This window comes from Williamsia sp. SKLECPSW1 (genome assembly GCF_054332755.1).
Genome location: NZ_JBTGLI010000001.1, coordinates 3,041,749 through 3,059,632, shown reverse-complemented (window position 1 = coordinate 3,059,632; position 17,884 = coordinate 3,041,749). Strand labels below are relative to the sequence as shown.

Sequence of the window (17,884 nt, the reverse complement as noted above, 5' to 3'; positions counted from 1 at the left end):
GTCATCCCACACTAGTGAGCGCGAGCCGGACGAACTCGGCCACGTCGAGTCGTTCGCCGCGCAGGGTGGGGTCGATCCCGGCGGCACGCAGGCGTTCCTCGGCGGCCGCGGGCGAACCGGCCCACCCCGCGAGCGCGGCCCGCAGCGTCTTGCGTCGTTGGGCGAACGCCGCGTCGACGGCGGCGAACACCGTTCTGCGTGTCGCGTCGTCGGTCGGCCACGGCATCTCGCGACGGTCGATGCGCACGAGGCCCGACTCCACCTTCGGCACCGGCCAGAACACCCCGGCACCGACGGTCCCGGCCCTGCGGACGTCTCCGAAGAAGCGGGCCTTCACGCTGGGCACCCCGTAGGTGCGGCTGCCCGGCCCGGCCGCGAGGCGCTCGGCGACCTCCAGTTGCACCATCACGAGCGCGGTGCGGATACCCGGGCACTCCGCCATCAGGTGCAGCAGCACCGGGACGGCCACGTTGTACGGCAGGTTGGCGACCAGCACCGACACGTCGCCCAGGTCGTCGGCGGTGACGTCGAGGGCATCGCGGCGCAGGACCGTCAACGACGACGCCTGCGCGGGCGCGAGCTCGGTGACCGTCCGTGGCAGCGCCTCGGCGAGGACCGGGTCGATCTCGACCGCCGTCACGCGCCCCGCCGAACCCAGCAGCGCGAGGGTGAGCGAACCCAGGCCGGGACCGACCTCGAGCGCATGATCGTCGGCGGTGACGCCGGCCTCGGCGACGATCCGCCGCACGGTGTTGGCGTCGTGGACGAAGTTCTGCCCGAGCGACTTGGTCGGGCGGACGCCGAGTTCCTCGGCGAGCGCTCGGATACGTACGGGACCCAGGAGACCGGGTGTCGGATCCCCCGACGGGCGTTCCGGTGTGGGTCGAACAGGGTCGGTCAGCGCAGGCCCCCGCCGGAGGCGAGGATCACCGGAGACCCAGCTTGGCCGAGCAGGAGGGCCACGCACCCCAGCCCTGTGCCGCGAGCGTCTTCTCCGCGATCGCGATCTGCTCCTCGCGGGTGGCGAGGTCGGCCCGCGGCGCGTACTCCTGGCCGCCCCAGCGGTCCCAGGTGTTCTGGTCGAACTGCACGCCGCCGTAGAAGCCGTTCCCGGTGTTGATGGCCCAGTTGCCGGTCGACTCGCACTGCACGAGGCGATCCCAGACCGACCCGTAGGGCACGAACGGCGCCCCGGGCTTCGTCCCGACCTTGACCTCGGCGGCGACCGGCTGGGTGAGCTCCGTGGCGCCCAGCTTGACCCGCTTGGTCTCCTTGCCGTCCACGGTCGTCACCGAGTAGGTGACCTCCTGCGTGCCCGGCTTGCCGGGGGTGGTGACCTCGCGCTTGTCCTTGACCAGCGTCGGGTCGGGCGTCTCCTTGTCCGGGGCGGTCAGCGGCTCGGTGGCGGTGACCTGCTCGGTGCGGATACGGGTGACGGCGATCCGCATGTTCGGGGTGACGGGGGTGTCCGCGGCCGGGGTCACGATGTCGTCGCCGGCGAGGGGGGCACCGAGGTCGGCCAGCAGCTCGCCGACGGTCTTGGCCGCGACGGTCGGCGTGGACACCTTCTTCGCGTCGATCACCGTGACGGGCTTCGGCAGGATCACCGACACCTCCGCACCGTCGACGGGCAGCGGGGCGGTCCGCGACGCCTCGACGTCGACCGTGGGGCCGCCGAGGTCCTGCTGGGCCAACGCCTGCTCGACGGTGACCGCGTTGGTCTTGATCTCGCGCGGGGTGCCGTCGACGTTGAGGACGACGGTCTTGAGGCGGTGGAACGTGATGGTCTCGCCGTTGCCGAGGCCGGCCGACGGGGCGGGGCGGACCAGGTCGCCGCCGGACGGGTGCAGACCCTGGTCGGCCAGCACGTCCTCCACCGAGGACCGCATGGTCGAGACGGTCATGATCTTGCCGTCGACGTCGATGCGCACGGTCTTGTGGCGCATGATGCCGAGCACGCCGCCGGCGACGAGGGTCGCCAGCAGCGCGGCGATGGCGATCCGCACGCGCACGGAGTTGGACTCATTGATTCTGTTCAGGAAAGACACACGTCAACTTCTGGTCGGCGGTCATGGTCTCGGGATCCCCCACGCAGCACCGATCACCGGTTGGGATCGCTGCGATCACAGGAATATAACGAGGGCACGCGTCGGGCGCAAAGTCATCCCTCAGATCCGGGGCACCGTCACCCGGTAGGCGCGCTCCGCGTTGGACGTCAGCTGACGGGCCAGATCGGCCGCGTCGTCGCCGCGGACCTCGGCCAGCGCGCGCACCGTGTAGGGCAGGCAATACGACTGATTCGGGTGCCCACGGTAGGGGTGCGGGGTGAGGAACGGGGCGTCGGTCTCCACGAGCAGCAGCTCCGGCGGCACCACACGGGCGGCGGCCTGGAGCGCCGCGGCGTTGGTGAAGCTCACCGTGCCCGAGAAGGACAGCAGGTAGCCCCGCTCCACGCACTCCCGCGCGATTGCCTCGTCCTCGGAGAAGCAGTGCATGATCACCGTCTCGGGCGCCCCCTCGTCGGCGAGGACGTCCAACACCGCGCGGCCCGCGTCGCGGTTGTGGATCATCAGCGGCTTGTCGACCTCCTTCGCCAGGGCGATGTGCCAGCGGAAGGAGTGCTCCTGCTGCGCCGCCGGGGCGCAGTCGTCGGAACGTTCGAGCCAGTACCAGTCGAGTCCGGTCTCCCCGACGGCGACGACCCGGGGATGGCGGGCCATGGTCGTGAGCTCGTCGGCGGTCTCCGCGGTGAGATCGCCCGCGTGGGTGGGGTGCAGTGCGGTCGCGGCCCACACCCTGTCGTCCCATTCCGCGGCGGCGACCGCCCAGCGGGCGTCGACCATGTCGTCGGCGACGGTGACGACACCAGCGACCCCGACGGTGCCGGCATGGTCGAGGATCGCACCCACGGCTGCGGCGTCGCGTCCGCCGCACGCGGCCAGATGGGTGTGCGCGTCGACGAGCGGCGCGAGCGGTTCGGGGTCCGGTGGCGGTGGCCGGCGTCTGCTCACAGGGTCACCGTGCCCGCGATCGTGGTCGTCGAGGCGCCACCCACCCAGATGTGGGTGCCGTCGTCGACGACGCTCACCCGCCCGGCCCGTCCGAGGGCGGTGCCCTGCGCGGCGACGTAGGACGCCGGCACCTCGCCCGTCGCGCGCAACCACACCGCGAACCCCGCGTTGAGGCTGCCGGTCACGGGGTCCTCAGGAACGCCGTCGCCCGGCGCGAAGGCGCGGACCTCGTAGTCGGCGTGGGCATCGCCGTCGCGAAGTGCCCCGATCAGGCCGACCTCGTGATCACCGAGAGCGGAGAAATCGGGATCGACGTCGAGGACCTTCTGAGCGGAGGTGAGCATGAGGCCGATCCACCCCGGGCCGTTGTCGACCCAGTTGCTCGCCACGACGTCGGACGGCGTCAGCCCGAGCGCGTCGCGGATCGTGGCGAGCACCGACTCGTCGACCGGCCCCGACCGGCGCAGCGGCGGCGCGGCGAACGCCAGTCGTGCGCCGTCGCGGCGGATGGTCACCGGACCGATGCCGCATTCCTGGACTATCGCGTCGCCGGCGGGGACACCGCCCGCCTCGAGCCAGGCGTGCGCCGACCCCAGCGTCGGGTGTCCGGCGAACGGGAGTTCGCCGCCGGGGGTGAAGATGCGCAAGCGGTAGTCGGCACCCGCCTGCGTGGGCGGCAGCACGAAGGTCGTCTCCGACAGGTTCGTCCAGCGGGCGAACGCCGCCATGGTGGCGTCGTCGAGGCCCGTCGCGTCGAGGACGACCGCGACGGGGTTCCCGGACAGCGGGCCGGACACGAAGACGTCGACCTGGGCGAAGGGGCGGGTGGTCGGTGAACTCACCGGGCCATCGTGTCAGGTGGCATCGCGCGCGGGCGACGAGGTTTCCCGGCGTACCGTTCCGGATCGATGTCCTCTGAACACCCGTCGCACGCGGTGCGGGTGACGCGGGTCGGCGACGACGACGCCGACCTCGCCGAGCTGCTGCGTCGCGCCGTCGCCGAACTCACCGCCCGCTACCCCGACTATCACCCCGACCCGTTCGTCAGCCACGCCGAGTACTTCGTGGCCCGCGTCGACGGGCGGCCCGGCGGATGTGTGGCGCTGGTCCGCCACGACGACCTCCCCGACGCCGTCGAGGTGAAGCGGCTCTACGTCGACGCCACGGCCCGCCGTGCAGGCGTGGCGCAGGCGCTGATGACGGCGCTGGAGAACCGTGCGCGGGACCTGGGACGAACGCGGGTGGTGCTCGAGACCGGCAACCGCCAACCCGAGGCGGTCACGCTCTACGAACGCCTCGGCTACGCGGTGACCGAGCCGTACCACCCGCAGGGTTGGAACGAGGTCAGCATCTTCATGGCACGCGACCTGCCCGGCTGACGCGTCTCTGCCCGTTCCGACCGCGCCGGCGACCGCTGACTATCGTCGATCGCATGCAGATGCGAACCGGCACGGCGCGGGTGGGGACCGCGGAGATCGAGGGCGCCACCCACGAGATCGACATCTACTACGAGGACCTCGGTGATCCCTCGGACCCGCCGATCCTGCTGATCATGGGACTGTCGGCGCAGTTGACCGTGTGGCCGGTCGGGTTCTGCGACGCCCTCGTCGAGGCGGGTTTCCGCGTCATCCGGTTCGACAACCGCGACATCGGGCTCTCGACGCACCTCGACGGTGTCCGCGTCCGCGGTGGCCTGGTGCCGCGGCTCATCCGCACCGAGCTGGGCATCGGCAGCCGGGTCCCGTACACCGTTCCCGACATGGCGACCGACGCGATCGGACTGCTCGACCACCTCGGCATCGACCGCGCGCACGTCGTCGGCGCGTCGATGGGCGGGATGATCGCCCAGGTCGTCGCGGGCGGATACCCCGAGCGCACTCTCTCGGCCGCGATCATCTTCTCCTCGACGCTGCAGATGTTCCTGCCGCCGCCGGCGCCGGAGAAGCTCCTCGCACTGCTCAGCGGACCCGGCAAGGGCGCCTCGCGCGAGGACTACATCGCGGCGTCGGCGAAGGCACTGCAGACCATCGGCAGCCCCGGGTACCCCCTGTCCGACGACGAGGCGTGGGAGTTGGCCGCGTCGTTCCACGACCGCGCACACGACCCCGCAGGCATCCTGCGCCAGACGGCCGCGGTGATGGGCAGCGGCAGCCTGCGTCGCTACGCCCGTGCCATCACCGCACCCACCGTCGTCGTGCACGGGAAGGGCGACGGCCTGATGCGGCCGTCGGGCGGCAAGGCGATCGCCCACGCCGTACCCGACTCGCGACTGCTGCTGCTCGACGGGATGGGACACGACCTGCCCGAGCCGCTGTGGCCGCAGATCATCGGCGCCATCACCGACAACATCGCCCGGGCGGCGACTGTCTAAGCTGTCCCCACCATGGCTGAGGACCGCGCGACCCCGTTCTATGTCACGACCGCCATCGCGTACCCCAACGGCGCGCCGCACATCGGTCACGCCTACGAGTACGTGGCGACCGACACCATCGCGCGCTTCAAGCGACTCGACGGCTTCGACGTCCGGTTCCTCACCGGCACCGACGAACACGGTCAGAAGATGCAACAGACCGCTGCGGCGGAGGGGATCTCGACGAGCGCCCTCGCCGACCGCAACGCGACGGCGTTCCGCACGATGCAGGAGACGTTGGGCAGCAGCTTCGACCGCTTCATCCGCACCACCGACGCCGACCACGAAGCCGCCTGTCAGGAACTGTGGCGTCGGATGGACGACGCCGGCGACATCTATCTCGACACGTTCAGCGGCTGGTACTCGGTGCGCGACGAGGCCTACTACGCCGAGGACGAGCTGACGACACTCGAGGACGGCAGCCGCGTCGCCACCGCGACCGGCACGCCGGTGGAGTGGACCGAGGAGGCCAGTTACTTCTTCCGCCTCTCGGCCTACGGCGACAAGCTGCTGGCGCTCTACGAGTCCACACCCGAGTTCATCGGTCCGGCCACGCGGCGCAACGAGGTCGCCAGCTTCGTCGCCGGGGGTCTCCGCGACCTGTCGATCTCGCGCACCACCTTCGACTGGGGAGTCCCCGTCCCGGGCGACCCCGGTCACGTCATGTACGTCTGGGTGGACGCCCTGACCAACTACCTCACCGGCGTCGGATTCCCGGACACCGATCCCGCACTGCTGGAACGGTTCTGGCCCGCCGATCTGCACATCATCGGCAAGGACATCGTCCGGTTCCACTGTGTCTACTGGCCCGCCTTCCTGATGAGCGCCGGCATCGAGTTGCCCAAACGTGTCTTCGCGCACGGCTTCCTGTTCAACAAGGGCGAGAAGATGAGCAAGTCGGTCGGCAACGTCGTCGACCCCGCGTCGCTCGTCGAGAGGTACGGGCTGGACCCGCTGCGGTTCTTCCTGCTGCGCGAGGTGTCGTTCGGCCAGGACGGCTCGTACTCCCACGAGGCGATCGTGGCCCGCATCAACGCCGACCTCGCCAACGAGTTCGGCAACCTGGCGCAGCGCTCACTGTCCATGATCGCCAAGAACTTCGACGGTGCGGTGCCCGAACCCGGCGAGTTCACCGACGACGACACCGCACTGCTCGCGCGGGCCGACGGACTGCTCGAGCGCGTTCGACGCGAGGTCGACGCGCAGGCACTGCATCTGGCGCTGGAGGCGATGTGGGAGGTGCTCGGTGAGACGAACCGGTACATCTCGGCGCAGGAACCGTGGAAGCTCGCCAAGACCGATCTCGCTCGGGCCGGCACCGTGCTGTACGTGTGCGCCGAGGTCGTCCGGGTCGTCGCCGTCCTCGCCCAGCCGGTGATGCCGACGTCGACCGCGAGAATCCTCGACCTGCTGTCCGTCGACGAGGGGGCGCGGACGTTCGCCGATGTCGGCGAGCGCCTCACCCCGGGCACCGCGCTGCCGACGCCGACACCGGTGTTCCCCCGCTACGACGACACCCGCGACTGACCAGCCCCGCCATGACGACCGAGCCGCTCGGTCCCGGGGGCAGTGCCGTCGACGTCCTCGGCATCCTCGCCGATCGCGCACTCGCGCAGTCGATCCCGGGTCCTGCGGCGCTCGTCGGCGACTGGCTCGGCGGCGACGCGGTGATCGCCCCGTCGGTGGCGGTGACCGCCGGGCACGGTCCGTCGGAGGTCCCGGACCGGTTCTGGTTCGGCGCACTGTCGTTTCCCGACCGCATCGGCGACGCCCGGTTCCCGGCCGTGCTCGGCGGCAGCAGCGACAGCGTGCTGCTGCTCCGTGACGGGATCTGGTATCACCGATCGGCCGTCGGCGCGCCCTGCCCGGATGATCTGCGCGCCTGCGTGACCGGCGACGCGCCTGCCGTCGGACGGTGGCGAGCCACCTGGCGAACACCCGACCGCACCCGTCACGAGGACGCCATCCGGATGTGCCTCGACGCGATCGCCGCCGGTGAGATCTATCAGGCGTGCGTGTGCAGCCGCTTCACCGGGACGCTCGCCGGGTCCGCAGTCGACCTGTTCCGCACCGGCGTCTCGCGGATGTCGCCGCGCAAGGCCGCGTACCTGGCCGGCGTGTGGGGCTCCGTGGTGTCGTTCTCGCCCGAGACCTACCTGCGCCGCGTCGGTGACCTGGTGACGTCGAGCCCCATCAAGGGCACGCTTCCCCTGAACGACGACCCCGCCCTGCTGCGCGACTCGGTGAAGGACGTCGCGGAGAACGTGATGATCGTCGACCTCGTCCGCAACGATCTCGGTCGCGTCGCCGTGCCCGGCAGCGTCACCGTCCCCGAGCTGCTGTCGGTGCACGCGGCGCCGGGCGTGTGGCATCTCGTCTCGACGGTGGCCGCGCAGGTGCCCACGACCGTCGACACCGACGCGCTCCTCGAGGCAACCTTCCCGCCGGGGTCGGTCACCGGCACCCCGAAGCACCGCGCACGAGAGTTGTTGGCCGACTGGGAGACCGATGCCCGCGGCGTCTACTGCGGGGCGATCGGGGTCCGTGCGCCCGGTGGCGACCTCGACCTGTCGGTGGCGATCCGCACCGTCGAGGTCAGCCCGGACGGGACGCTGCGCCTCGGTGTCGGCGGTGGCATCACCATCGACTCCGACCCCTCCCGCGAGTGGCAGGAGTGCATGGACAAGGCGGCGTCGATCGTCGACCTCCGCGCCCCCGATGATGTGTAGTTCTCGCGGCGCCGACCTGCACCGATATGCGCGAGAACTACACATGATCGGGGGTCAGCGCGCGGCGAGCACCGCCTCGTAGAGGTCACGCCGACCGACACCGGCCCGGGAGGCGACCGCAGCGCACGCGTCCTTCAGCCGTGCGCCGTCGGCGACGAGTTCCTCGACCTCCCCGACGAGATCGGCGGGATCCGACCGGGTCGCGGTCGCCCCCTCGACGACGACGGTGATCTCGCCCCGCACGCCGTCGGCCGCCCACGCGGCCAGCTCGGAGAGCGGTCCGCGCCGGACCTCCTCATAGGTCTTGGTGAGCTCTCGGCACACCGCGGCGCGCCGATCGGCGCCGAGGACGTCGGCCGCGTCGGCGAGACAGTCGGCCAGGCGATGCGGGGACTCGAAGAACACGACGGTCCGCGGTTGGCTGACGAGCTCGCCCAACCACGAGCGGCGCGCGGACGGCTTGCGGGGCGCGAAGCCGTCGAAGCAGAACCGCTCGACGGGCAGCCCGGACAGCGCGAGCGCCGTCGTCACCGCCGACGGCCCCGGCAGGCACGTCACGGGGAGGCCGGCCTCCACACACGCCACGACGAGCCGGTAGCCCGGATCGCTCACCGAGGGCATACCGGCGTCGGTGACGAGCAGCACGCGCGAGCCGGAGGCCACCTCCTCGACGAGCCCGGGCGCGCGGCGTTCCTCGACCTGGTCGTAGTAGCTGACCACGCGGCCGGTGATGGTCACCTCGAGAGCGGTGGCCAGCGAACGGGTCCGTCGCGTGTCCTCCGCCGCGACGACGTCGGCGGTGCCGAGGGCCTCCCGCAGACGAGGTGAGGCGTCGTCGGGACGGCCCATCGGTGTCGCGGCCAGGATCAGACATCCCGGGCGTGTGGCCGGGTCGGCGTCGCCGGCATCCTCAGAACCCATCGCCGACAGCCTACGATCGTGCGGGTGAGCACCGCCGCGCCCGTCGACCCCCGTGGCCTGATGGACGCGTCGTCCGACGAGCACGGTCAGGCCGAGGACCTCGGCGCCCGTCCCGGGCCGTCCGTACCCCCGGCCGTCTTCGGTGCGACCGACACCCGCCGCGGATGGATCGTCGGCGCCGTCCTGACGATCGTCGCCGCGATCACCCGCTTCTGGGACCTGGGACACCCGACCGACAACGGGACACCGGTCTTCGACGAGAAGCACTACGTCCCGCAGGCCTGGCAGGTCCTCACCGGCGGCAACTGGATCGAGGACAACCCCGCCTACGGGCTCGTCGTGCACCCGCCCGTCGGCAAATGGGTGATCGCGATGGGCGAGTGGATGTTCGGCTACACCCCGGTCGGCTGGCGGTTCGCCTCGGCCGTCCTGGGCACCCTGATGGTGCTGATCGTGTTCCGGATGACACGACGGCTGTCCCGGTCCACACTCATCGGCGCGATCGCCGCGGTGTTCGTCATCTGCGACGGCGTGACCTTCGTGTCGTCCCGCGTCGGGATGCTCGACATCGTCCAGATCTTCTTCCTGCTCGCGGCGATGGCGACCCTCGTCGCCGACCGCGACCAGATGCGGGCGCGGATGCACCGGGTGTGGTCGGAGGGACGCATCGCCGACACACCGTTCGGTCCACGCCTGGGCTTCCGATGGTGGCGTTTCGCGACCGCGCTGCTGCTCGGCCTGGGGTGCGCGACGAAGTGGTCGGGCATCTACTTCGTGCTCTTCTATCTGCTCCTGTCACTCGGGTTCGACGTCGCCAACCGGCGCGCGTACCACGTGCAGCGTCCGTGGATGGGGACGCTGCGTCGGGACTTCGTCCCGGCCTGGTTCAGCCTCGCGATCACCCCGATCCTCGTCTACATGGCCACCTATGCGCCCTGGTTCGCCGGGGAGACGTCGGTGTACCGCTACGCCGTGGGCAACCAGGTCGGCTACGACGGCCCGTTCTCCTGGGTCCCCGGGGCGTGGCGCTCGCTCTGGTACTACGAGTCCGGGGTCCTGAGCTTCCACGAGGGACTGACCAACTCGGCGGGCAACCACCACCCGTGGGAGTCCAAGCCGTGGACGTGGCCGATGGGTCTGCGGCCGATGCTCTACGCGGTGCAGAACGGCCCCGACCAGTGCGGCGGCGGGCAGTGCATCCGCGTGGAGATGCTCATCGGGACACCCGCCATGTGGTGGCTGGCGTTCCCGATGTTGCTGTGGGGTCTGTGGCGGTGGCTGGCCCGTCGGGACTGGCGCTACGCGGTGGTGCTCGTCGGATACGGAGCCGCCTGGCTGCCGTGGTTCGCCAACCTCGACCGCCAGATGTACTTCTTCTACGCCACCGCGATGGCCCCGTTCCTCGTCATGGGGTTGGCGCTGTGCGTCGGGGACCTGCTCGGCGCCGACGGCCGATGGCGGTCGTTCGGGCGCGAGAGACGGATGCTCGGCGTGGCTCTGGCATCGGTGTACATCGGGCTCGTCGTCACGAACTTCGTCTGGATGTGGCCGATCCTCACCGGCTCACCGCTGTCACTGCACGAGTGGAACCTGCAGATGTGGTTGCCCAGCTGGCGCTGACCGCGCGCACCACCCGTCGACCCCGTCGGTTGGGCGGTAACAGACGTCGGTTGGGCGGTAACAGACGTTGCGTGCCGGGTTACCGCCCACTCGACGTCCGGAAGCGCCCACTCGACGGGTCCATCGGGTGAGGGTCAGACGCCGGCGATCAGTTCGGGATCGAACCGCGCAGCGCGTCGGTCGTGCCGACGTCGGACGCGATGTACACCCGGTCCAGGCTGGTGTGGACGTCGAAGAACGCCAGCGGCAAATTCTTGAGCCTGTCGTCGCGCGCCCGGAACTCGACGTTGTGCCCGGCGAAGCGGGTCTGGACGTCCACCAACTGGTTCACGTCAGTGCCGACGGGGTTGACCAGCAGCGGACTGCTGAACGGCGTGCCACCGGGGACCGGGAACCCGTCACGGATCGGCGGGCCGCTCACGGAGATCGCCGCGACCGACTGGCCGGTCCCGCCCGTGACGTTGCGCGGCCCGAACAGCAGGATCGAGTAGGTCGGGCCGAGACCACGCCCGAAGCCCGGGAATCCGCGCAGGGTCAGGGTCACGTCGAGACGTCCGGCACCGCGGTCGTAGTCGACCGTCACCGACCGCAGGTCGACGCTGCCCGGTGCGGCCTTGACCGGCGAGGGCACCGTGACCGAGGCGGCCGAGGCCGGCGCGACCCCGACGGCCGCGCCCATCGCGACGACGACACCGACGAGGGCGCTGGCAGACCACCGTGCTGAGCGATGCATCGAGACTCCTGTGACACGCGCCGCCGGGGTGCGGCTCTGTGACGAGTATCGCATCCCGGATCAGTGATCCTCAGCCGACTCGTCATGCCGCCCCCGACGGGCGCCGTGACTCAGGTCTCGTCGGTCTTCGGTGCCTGCTCCAGCAGCGACGCGTCGACATCGACGCTGCCCGAGGGCAGGACGTCGGTGCTCAGGTCCGTCGCGGCGAGCGTGTTGGCGTGCACCCGCACCTCGTCGTCGATCCCCTCGGCGCGGTGTCGGGTCGCGACGATCAGCGGGTCGCGTCGCAGGTCCATGAACAGCGACACACACATCACGATCATCACGATGACGAACGGCAACGCCGCGATGATCGCCATCGTCTTGATGCCCTCGAGAGCGTCGTCCCCGCTGACCCACAGCAGGAGCGCGGCGACAGCACCGGTGAGCACACCCCAGAAGATGACCACGCTCCGCGACGGTTCGGGGCGACCCCGCTGCGAGAGCGTGGCCATGACCAGTGACGCCGAGTCGGCACCGGAGACGAAGAAGATCGCGACGAGCAGCATGACCAGCACCGAGGCGATCCCCGCGAGCGGGAGGTTGTCCAGCATGCCGAACAGCTGCGACTCCTCGTCGGGACTGTTCGACAGGCCCTTGCCGTCCATCTCCTGGCTGATGGCCGTGCCGCCGAACACGGCGAACCACACCAGCGAGACGGTGGTCGGAACGATCATCACGCCGACGACGAACTGACGGATGGTGCGGCCGCGGCTGATCTTGGCGAGGAACATGCCGACGAACGGGGTCCACGAGACCCACCACGCCCAGTAGAAGATCGTCCAGCCCGACAGCCACTCCTGCCCCGCGGTGTCGGTCGTCGCGCTGCTGCGCGCGGCGTCGGAGGTGATCTCGTTGAGGTAGCTGCCGATCGACGTCGGCATGACGTTGAGGATGAACACCGTCGGGCCGACGACGAACACGAACAGCGCGAGCACGATGGCCAGGACCATGTTGATGTTCGACAGCCACTGGATGCCCTTGGCGACGCCGGAGACGGCCGACGCGACGAATGCCGCTGTCAGCACGGCGATCACGGCGACGAGCAGGAATTTGCCGCTCTCGTTCACCCAGTCCAGCTCCTGGAAGCCCGAACCGATCTGCGCCGCACCGAGGCCCAGCGACGCGACGGTGCCGAACAGGGTGGCGAAGATCGCGAGGATGTCGATGACCTTGCCGCCCCAGCCCTCCGCGCGATGTCCCAGCAGGGGCGCGAACACCGCGCTCATCAACTGCCCACGCCCGCAGCGATAGGTGCTGTAGGCGATGGCGAGCCCGACGACGGCGTACATCGCCCACGGGTGCAGACCCCAGTGGAACATGGTGGTCGCCATGGCGACGCCGACGTCGCGCGCGTCGGTCCCGGGTGGGGCGTTCACGTAGTGCGTGAGCGGTTCGTAGGCGCCGTAGAACATGAGGCCGATGCCCATGCCGGCGCTGAACATCATCGCGATCCAACTGATGGTGCGGTACTCCGGCTTCTCGCCGTCACGCCCGAGCGGGATCTTCCCGTACTTGCTGACCGCGAGGAAGATCGCGAACAGGACGAACGCCGTCGCCGCGAGGATGAACAGCCACCCGAGGTTGTCGGTGATCGCCGACAACAGCGACGCGGTGCTGTCCTTCAGGCCTGTCTTGTCGACGATGCCCCAGACGAGGAACGCGACGACGAGCGCCGCCGTGACGCCGAAGACGACGAGGTCGACGGCGGTTCGTCGCGGTCCGCCGGGGACCGGTCGAGAGGTCAGTCTGTCACTCTGTTCTTCGGTGACCGAGGTGGATGTCGTCACTGCCATGGCCACCACTCTCGCAGCGAATCGGTACAACCGCCAAAAGAACACACAACGGACATTCAGCCGTTACGCGACACCTGCGCAGGTCACAGGGTGTTCACACCGTGCGACGCAGCGCGGCGGTGAGCATCGCCGCGATCTCCTCGTCGGCGATGCCGAGCGCCCGCAACGCGGACACGTGGTCGGTGGTCGCGCGTTGCGCCTCGTCCCGCGCCGAGTCGGACCCGGCCGCGATGAAAGACCCGTTCCGCCCCCGCGTCTCGATCACACCGGCCGCCTCGAGCTCGCGGTACGCACGGGCCGCCGTGTTCGCGGCGATGCCGAGTTCCTCGGCGAGGGCACGGACCGTCGGCAGGCGGGTGCCGACGATGAGCTCCCCACGTGCGACCAGATCGATGACGCCGCGACGCACCTGCTCGAACGGGGGTTCCGACGAGGCGTGGTCGATGACGATCGGCAGGGACACCCTCACACCCCTGACGGCACGGATTCGCGGACGACCGGACACGACATGCAGCGGGGGCCGCCTCGACCCGAGCCGAGTTCGCTGCCGGCGATGGTGAGCACCTCGATCCCCGACTGCGTGAGCCGACGGTTCGTCTCGACGTTGCGGTCGTAGGCGACGACCACCCCTGGTGCGATCGCCAGCGTGTTGTTCCCGTCGTCCCACTGTTCGCGTTCGGCGGTGACCGGGTCGAGTCCGGTGTCGATGACACGCAACTTGCCGATGCCCATCGCATCGGCGGCGGCCTCGACGAACGGTCGTGGCCCGCTCACGGATCCGGCGTCGCGGGTGATGGTGAAGGCCGAGAGGGTGTCGTGCACAGCCGGATACATGACGACCGCGTCGGTGTCGACCATGGTGCACACCGTGTCGAGGTGCATCGACGCCCGTCGCTGCTCGATGGGGACGGCCAGCACGGTGTGGGCGAGACCGTCGTCGAAGAGGCTGTGCGCCAACGCCTCCGCACCGGCAGGGGTGGTCCGCTCCCCCACCCCGACCGCGACGACGCCGGGCGCCATCAGCAGCACGTCGCCGCCCTCGACCGGTGCCGAATGCGATTCGTAGGCGCGTCGCGCGCCGCGGAAGCGCGGGTGGTGTGCGTAGACGATGTCGGTCAGAGAAGTCTCCCGTGAGCGCGCCGGCAACGCCAGGCTGGTGATGGCGAACCGCGGGCCGATCCAGAACGAACTGTCGCGGGTGAACAGCAGGTTGGGCAGTGGGTCGATCGCGAACTCGACGCCGTGGTGCATCCGGCGCACCAGTGACGTCCGGGCCGCGGCGGGGCTCTCCGGGAGCTCGTCGAAGGTCATCCCGGCGGTGAGGACGTCCACGAGCTCGGTGGCGTCGAGGCCGCGCAGGTGGGCCGCGAGTTCGGCTGCGAGGTGCGGGCCGAGCCGCCGGGCGCTGACGGCGGCGGCGATCCCCTGCATCCGCGCGGCACCGCTGGCGCGCATCGTCTCCACCAGGAGATCGCCCAGCAGCAGCACCTCCACACCGTGGTCGGTGAGCAGTCCGGCGAACGCGTCGTGTTCCTCCTGCGCGCGGTCGACCCAGGGCAGACCGTCGAACAGGAGTTGGTCGCTGTTGCGCGGGGTCAGCCGTCGCAGTTCGTCACCGGGCCGGTGCAGCATCACCGTCCGCAGACGACCCACCTCCGAGTCCGCTCCCGGTGGTGCGGACGCCGGTGTGCCGGTGGCGGTCTCCATGACCCCACGGTAGTGGCCGCCCGGGACGTCTGTCCTGCTCACGCGCCGTCGCCCAGAGCCGCCGCGGACGCCGACGACCGTGCGGGCGCGGTCTCGCGCGCGAGCACCCAGAACCCCAGGGAGACGAGGGAGACGAGCCCGGTCAGCAGGAAGGCGGGGCCGAACCCCGCGGTCTGCGCGACGAATCCGGCGATCACCGGGCCGGTCACCGCGCCGATGTCGGAGGTCATCTGGAACGCCGCCAGGGCGGTGCCGCCCTGCCCGCGCACGGACAGCAGGTCGGCCAGGGAGGCCTGGTGGGTGGGCGCGAACAGCCCCGAACCGATACCGGCCGCGAAGCTCAGCACCGCCGCCACCCACACACTGCCGGAGAAACCGAGGACCACCGTGGAAGCACCCATGATCGCCAGGCCGGGAAGCATCAGCGGTCTGCGTCCGAAGCGGTCCGACAGGCGTCCCGCCGAGAGGATCGCGACGACGTTGCCCGCGGCGTACACGGCCAACAACACGCCGGCCAGTGCCGGGGACTCGCCGAGCCCGTCGGTGTCGACGACGAACAGCGGGACCAGTGCGACGCGGACGCCCATCGATGCGAACCCCTGGGTGAAGTTCGACGACAGGATGGCCCGATAGGCGCTGTCGCCCAGGGCCTCGACGAACGACAACGGCGCGACCACGGGGGCCGAGGTGTCGACGACGGGACGTCCGCCGACGTCGCGCAGCAGGGTGGCGACGACGAGCGAGGCGACGATGAGCGCGATGGCGTAGACCACGAACGGCATCCGCAGCCCGAACCCGACGAGCGCGCCGCCGATCAACGGCCCGGTGATGCTGCCCATGAGGAATCCGGCGCTGAAGAACCCCGATGCCCGACCGCGGATCTCGGCCGGCGCCAGACGGATCAGCAGCGCCAGCGCCGACACGGTGAACATCGTGGAGCCGATGCCGCCGAGCGCGCGGAACAGCAGCAGTTGCCAGTAGGTCTGGGCGAACGCGCACGCCAGCGTCGACACCGAGACGATGACCAGTCCGGTCAGATAGATGCGTCGTTCGCCGAGACGGCTGACCAGGCGACCGCCCACCGGGGCGAACACCAGTCGCATCGCGGCGAACGCGGACACTATCACCGCGGCGGCACCGACTCCGACGTCGAAGCTGCGGGCGAACTCCGGCAGTGCGGGGGCGATCAGCCCGTAGCCGAGCGCGATGACGACGTTCGCCGACAGCAGGACCCAGATCTCGCGGGGGATGGACCGCATCAGACGGTCCCCTCCCGCGCCCGGCGCAGCACGTGGTGGCGCGGGTCGTCGGCGGGGTTGTCCGGCGTGATGTCGCCCGTCGCGACGATGGTGAAGCCGGCCTTCTCCAGCGCCCGCCACGACGCCCGGTTGGCCGCGACGACGGCTACCAGGATCTCCGTGGCCTGCGGGAATCGCGCGAACGTGTCGTCGACGGCGGCGGCGAGGATCCGCGGGCCCAGTCCGCGACCGCGGTCGGAGGCGGCGCCGATGAGGTAGTCGAGGCACCATGCGGTCGGAGGGACGGTCCCGACGACGGCCTCGAGTTCGGTGACGTCGTCGGGGAAGTCGACGATCCGCGACCGCTGCACCAGCCCCACCGGCCGTCTCCCCGCCGCGCCGGTGACCTCGACGACGAGATCCTCGCCCGGCTCGGTGCCGTCGATCTGCGGGCCGAAGTCGCGGTCGAGCGCCGCGTCGTCGGAGTCCTGGAACCACCACCGGTACACCGCCGGGTCCGCGAGCCACCCGCCGAGCATCGGGAGATCGTCGCGGGTCAGCGGCCGGAAGGAGATGTCGTGACCGTCGGTCACCGCGGCGTCTCGACCCTGGCGCGGCGCCTCTCGAAGGCCGTGGCGATCGGCGAGGCGTGGGTGTCGAGCGCACGCTCGGTGAGCACACGACCGAGTGCGATGGCCTCGGTCGCGCGGTGGAAGTCGAGGCTGCGGATGGCGGTGCGCGGCACCTGGATCAGGATGTCGGGCGGCAGGGCCGCGAGCTGATGCCGCGCGAGTGCCTCCTGCATGATGTCCAGCGACCGGTTCATCACCGCGAACCGGCTGAGTTTGCGTGCCGCGTCACCCGACCCCGACTGCTGCTCGGAGGCGATGGCGTCGATCACCTCGTCGGACCCGGAGAGGGTGTCGCCGGCGATGCGGTCGACGATGGACTTCACGAAATCGCTGTCGAGCAGCGGCGACGCGGTCCGGCGCAACCGCGACAACGCGTCGAGTGGCATCCCGGGGCCGGTCTCCCCCGACCTCTGCACCGTCTCCTGCGCCTGCGAGTCGGAGGTGGCGCCGATGTCGTCGTCCTCGTCGACACCGACCCCCTCGGAGCCCAGGTCGACGCCGATGACGACGTCGGCCGGCGCGGCCGCGAGAGGGGCGATCGGCAACGGGTCGAGGATGCCGCCGTCGACGAGGACGCGGCCGTTCATCACATGCGGGGTGATGACACCGGGGATCGCGATGGACGCGCGGATCGCGACGTCGACCGGACCCCGCTGGAACCACTGCGGCCGCCCCGAGGTCAGGTCGGTCGCGACGGCGGTGAACGGGATGGCGAGATCCTCGATGGCGACGTCGCCGAGGATCTCGCGCACCTTGTCGAGGATCTTGTCGGCGTGGATCATCCCGGGAGCGGTCAGCGAGACGTCCAGCAGCCGCATCACGTCGAACTGCCCGAGTCCGGTCACCCAGTCGGTGTACTCGTCGAGCGTCCCGGCGGCGTGCAGACCGGCGACGAGGGCGCCCATCGACGACCCGCTGACGGCCACGATGTCGTAGCCGCGTTCACACAGCACCTGCAGCACGCCGATGTGCGCGTAACCACGTGCTCCGCCACTGCCGAGCGCCACGGCCGCCGTCGGTTTGCTCACGGTTGCCAGATTACGGATCG

17 protein-coding genes are annotated in these 17,884 nt (G+C 70.5%); 5 read left to right on the top strand and 12 right to left on the bottom strand.

The features are described from left to right. Position 1: 1 nt before the first annotated feature. The 4 genes from rsmA to ACXVUM_RS14355 form a co-directional block, all read right to left on the bottom strand. Entirely contained in the window at positions 2-967 is a 966-nt protein-coding gene (rsmA, locus tag ACXVUM_RS14370) for a 16S rRNA (adenine(1518)-N(6)/adenine(1519)-N(6))-dimethyltransferase RsmA (RefSeq protein WP_458522453.1), read from the bottom strand. Beyond that, complete coding sequence (locus ACXVUM_RS14365) at positions 927-2,048, bottom strand: transglycosylase family protein (RefSeq protein WP_458522452.1); 1,122 nt, start codon at positions 2,046-2,048, stop codon at positions 927-929. Before ACXVUM_RS14365 ends, rsmA begins: the two co-directional genes overlap by 41 nt. A gap of 120 nt (positions 2,049-2,168) precedes the next feature. Beyond that, positions 2,169-3,011, bottom strand: a complete 843-nt coding sequence (locus ACXVUM_RS14360; RefSeq protein WP_458522451.1) for a TatD family hydrolase — start codon at positions 3,009-3,011, stop codon at positions 2,169-2,171. Continuing rightward, positions 3,008-3,853, bottom strand: coding sequence for a PhzF family phenazine biosynthesis protein (locus tag ACXVUM_RS14355; protein ID WP_458522450.1), 846 nt, complete (start codon positions 3,851-3,853; stop codon positions 3,008-3,010). The genes ACXVUM_RS14360 and ACXVUM_RS14355 overlap by 4 nt, the downstream gene beginning before the upstream one ends. 66 nt (positions 3,854-3,919) lie before the next feature. Here ACXVUM_RS14355 and ACXVUM_RS14350 point away from each other — a divergent pair, with 66 nt between their 5' ends. Genes ACXVUM_RS14350 through ACXVUM_RS14335 form a run of 4 tightly spaced genes read left to right on the top strand, consistent with a single transcriptional unit; the run spans position 3,920 to position 8,150 of the window. Next, positions 3,920-4,390 carry a GNAT family N-acetyltransferase gene (locus tag ACXVUM_RS14350; protein ID WP_458522449.1) on the top strand — a complete coding sequence of 157 codons (471 nt, stop codon included), beginning with the start codon at positions 3,920-3,922 and terminating at the stop codon, positions 4,388-4,390. Positions 4,391-4,443: 53 nt separating this feature from the next. Continuing rightward, positions 4,444-5,382 (top strand): alpha/beta fold hydrolase, encoded by a 939-nt coding sequence (locus ACXVUM_RS14345; protein ID WP_458522448.1) that lies wholly within the window; start codon positions 4,444-4,446, stop codon positions 5,380-5,382. A 12-nt stretch (positions 5,383-5,394) separates the two neighbouring features. Beyond that, a complete protein-coding gene (gene metG, locus ACXVUM_RS14340) occupies positions 5,395-6,948 on the top strand; it encodes a methionine--tRNA ligase (RefSeq protein ID WP_458522447.1) in 1,554 nt (517 codons plus the stop codon). Positions 6,949-6,959: 11 nt separating this feature from the next. Then, a complete protein-coding gene (locus tag ACXVUM_RS14335; protein WP_458522446.1) occupies positions 6,960-8,150 on the top strand; it encodes an aminodeoxychorismate synthase component I in 1,191 nt (396 codons plus the stop codon). A gap of 54 nt (positions 8,151-8,204) precedes the next feature. Here the strand turns inward: ACXVUM_RS14335 and rsmI are convergent, their stop codons facing one another. Continuing rightward, positions 8,205-9,071 carry a 16S rRNA (cytidine(1402)-2'-O)-methyltransferase gene (gene rsmI / locus ACXVUM_RS14330; RefSeq protein WP_458522445.1) on the bottom strand — a complete coding sequence of 289 codons (867 nt, stop codon included), beginning with the start codon at positions 9,069-9,071 and terminating at the stop codon, positions 8,205-8,207. 60 nt (positions 9,072-9,131) lie between these two features. Between rsmI and ACXVUM_RS14325 the strand changes: the two genes are divergently transcribed. Further along, positions 9,132-10,691, top strand: coding sequence for a dolichyl-phosphate-mannose--protein mannosyltransferase (locus ACXVUM_RS14325; protein ID WP_458522881.1), 1,560 nt, complete (start codon positions 9,132-9,134; stop codon positions 10,689-10,691). Between the two features lie 148 nt (positions 10,692-10,839). Here the strand turns inward: ACXVUM_RS14325 and ACXVUM_RS14320 are convergent, their stop codons facing one another. The 7 genes from ACXVUM_RS14320 to ACXVUM_RS14290 form a co-directional block, all read right to left on the bottom strand. Continuing rightward, entirely contained in the window at positions 10,840-11,424 is a 585-nt protein-coding gene (locus ACXVUM_RS14320) for a hypothetical protein (protein ID WP_458522444.1), read from the bottom strand. Between the two features lie 110 nt (positions 11,425-11,534). After that, positions 11,535-13,259, bottom strand: coding sequence for a BCCT family transporter (locus tag ACXVUM_RS14315; RefSeq protein ID WP_458522443.1), 1,725 nt, complete (start codon positions 13,257-13,259; stop codon positions 11,535-11,537). A 94-nt stretch (positions 13,260-13,353) separates the two neighbouring features. Then, positions 13,354-13,728 (bottom strand): GntR family transcriptional regulator, encoded by a 375-nt coding sequence (locus tag ACXVUM_RS14310; protein WP_458522442.1) that lies wholly within the window; start codon positions 13,726-13,728, stop codon positions 13,354-13,356. After that, the gene (locus ACXVUM_RS14305; RefSeq protein WP_458522441.1) at positions 13,725-14,966 is read right to left on the bottom strand and encodes an arginine deiminase; all 1,242 of its coding nucleotides are present in this window, start codon (positions 14,964-14,966) and stop codon (positions 13,725-13,727) included. Before ACXVUM_RS14305 ends, ACXVUM_RS14310 begins: the two co-directional genes overlap by 4 nt. 38 nt (positions 14,967-15,004) lie before the next feature. Continuing rightward, positions 15,005-16,225, bottom strand: coding sequence for an MFS transporter (locus ACXVUM_RS14300; protein ID WP_458522440.1), 1,221 nt, complete (start codon positions 16,223-16,225; stop codon positions 15,005-15,007). Beyond that, positions 16,225-16,797, bottom strand: coding sequence for a GNAT family N-acetyltransferase (locus ACXVUM_RS14295; protein ID WP_458522439.1), 573 nt, complete (start codon positions 16,795-16,797; stop codon positions 16,225-16,227). Before ACXVUM_RS14295 ends, ACXVUM_RS14300 begins: the two co-directional genes overlap by 1 nt. Continuing rightward, positions 16,794-17,864, bottom strand: a complete 1,071-nt coding sequence (locus ACXVUM_RS14290) for a patatin-like phospholipase family protein (protein WP_458522438.1) — start codon at positions 17,862-17,864, stop codon at positions 16,794-16,796. The genes ACXVUM_RS14295 and ACXVUM_RS14290 overlap by 4 nt, the downstream gene beginning before the upstream one ends. Between the last annotated feature and the right edge of the window lie 20 nt (positions 17,865-17,884).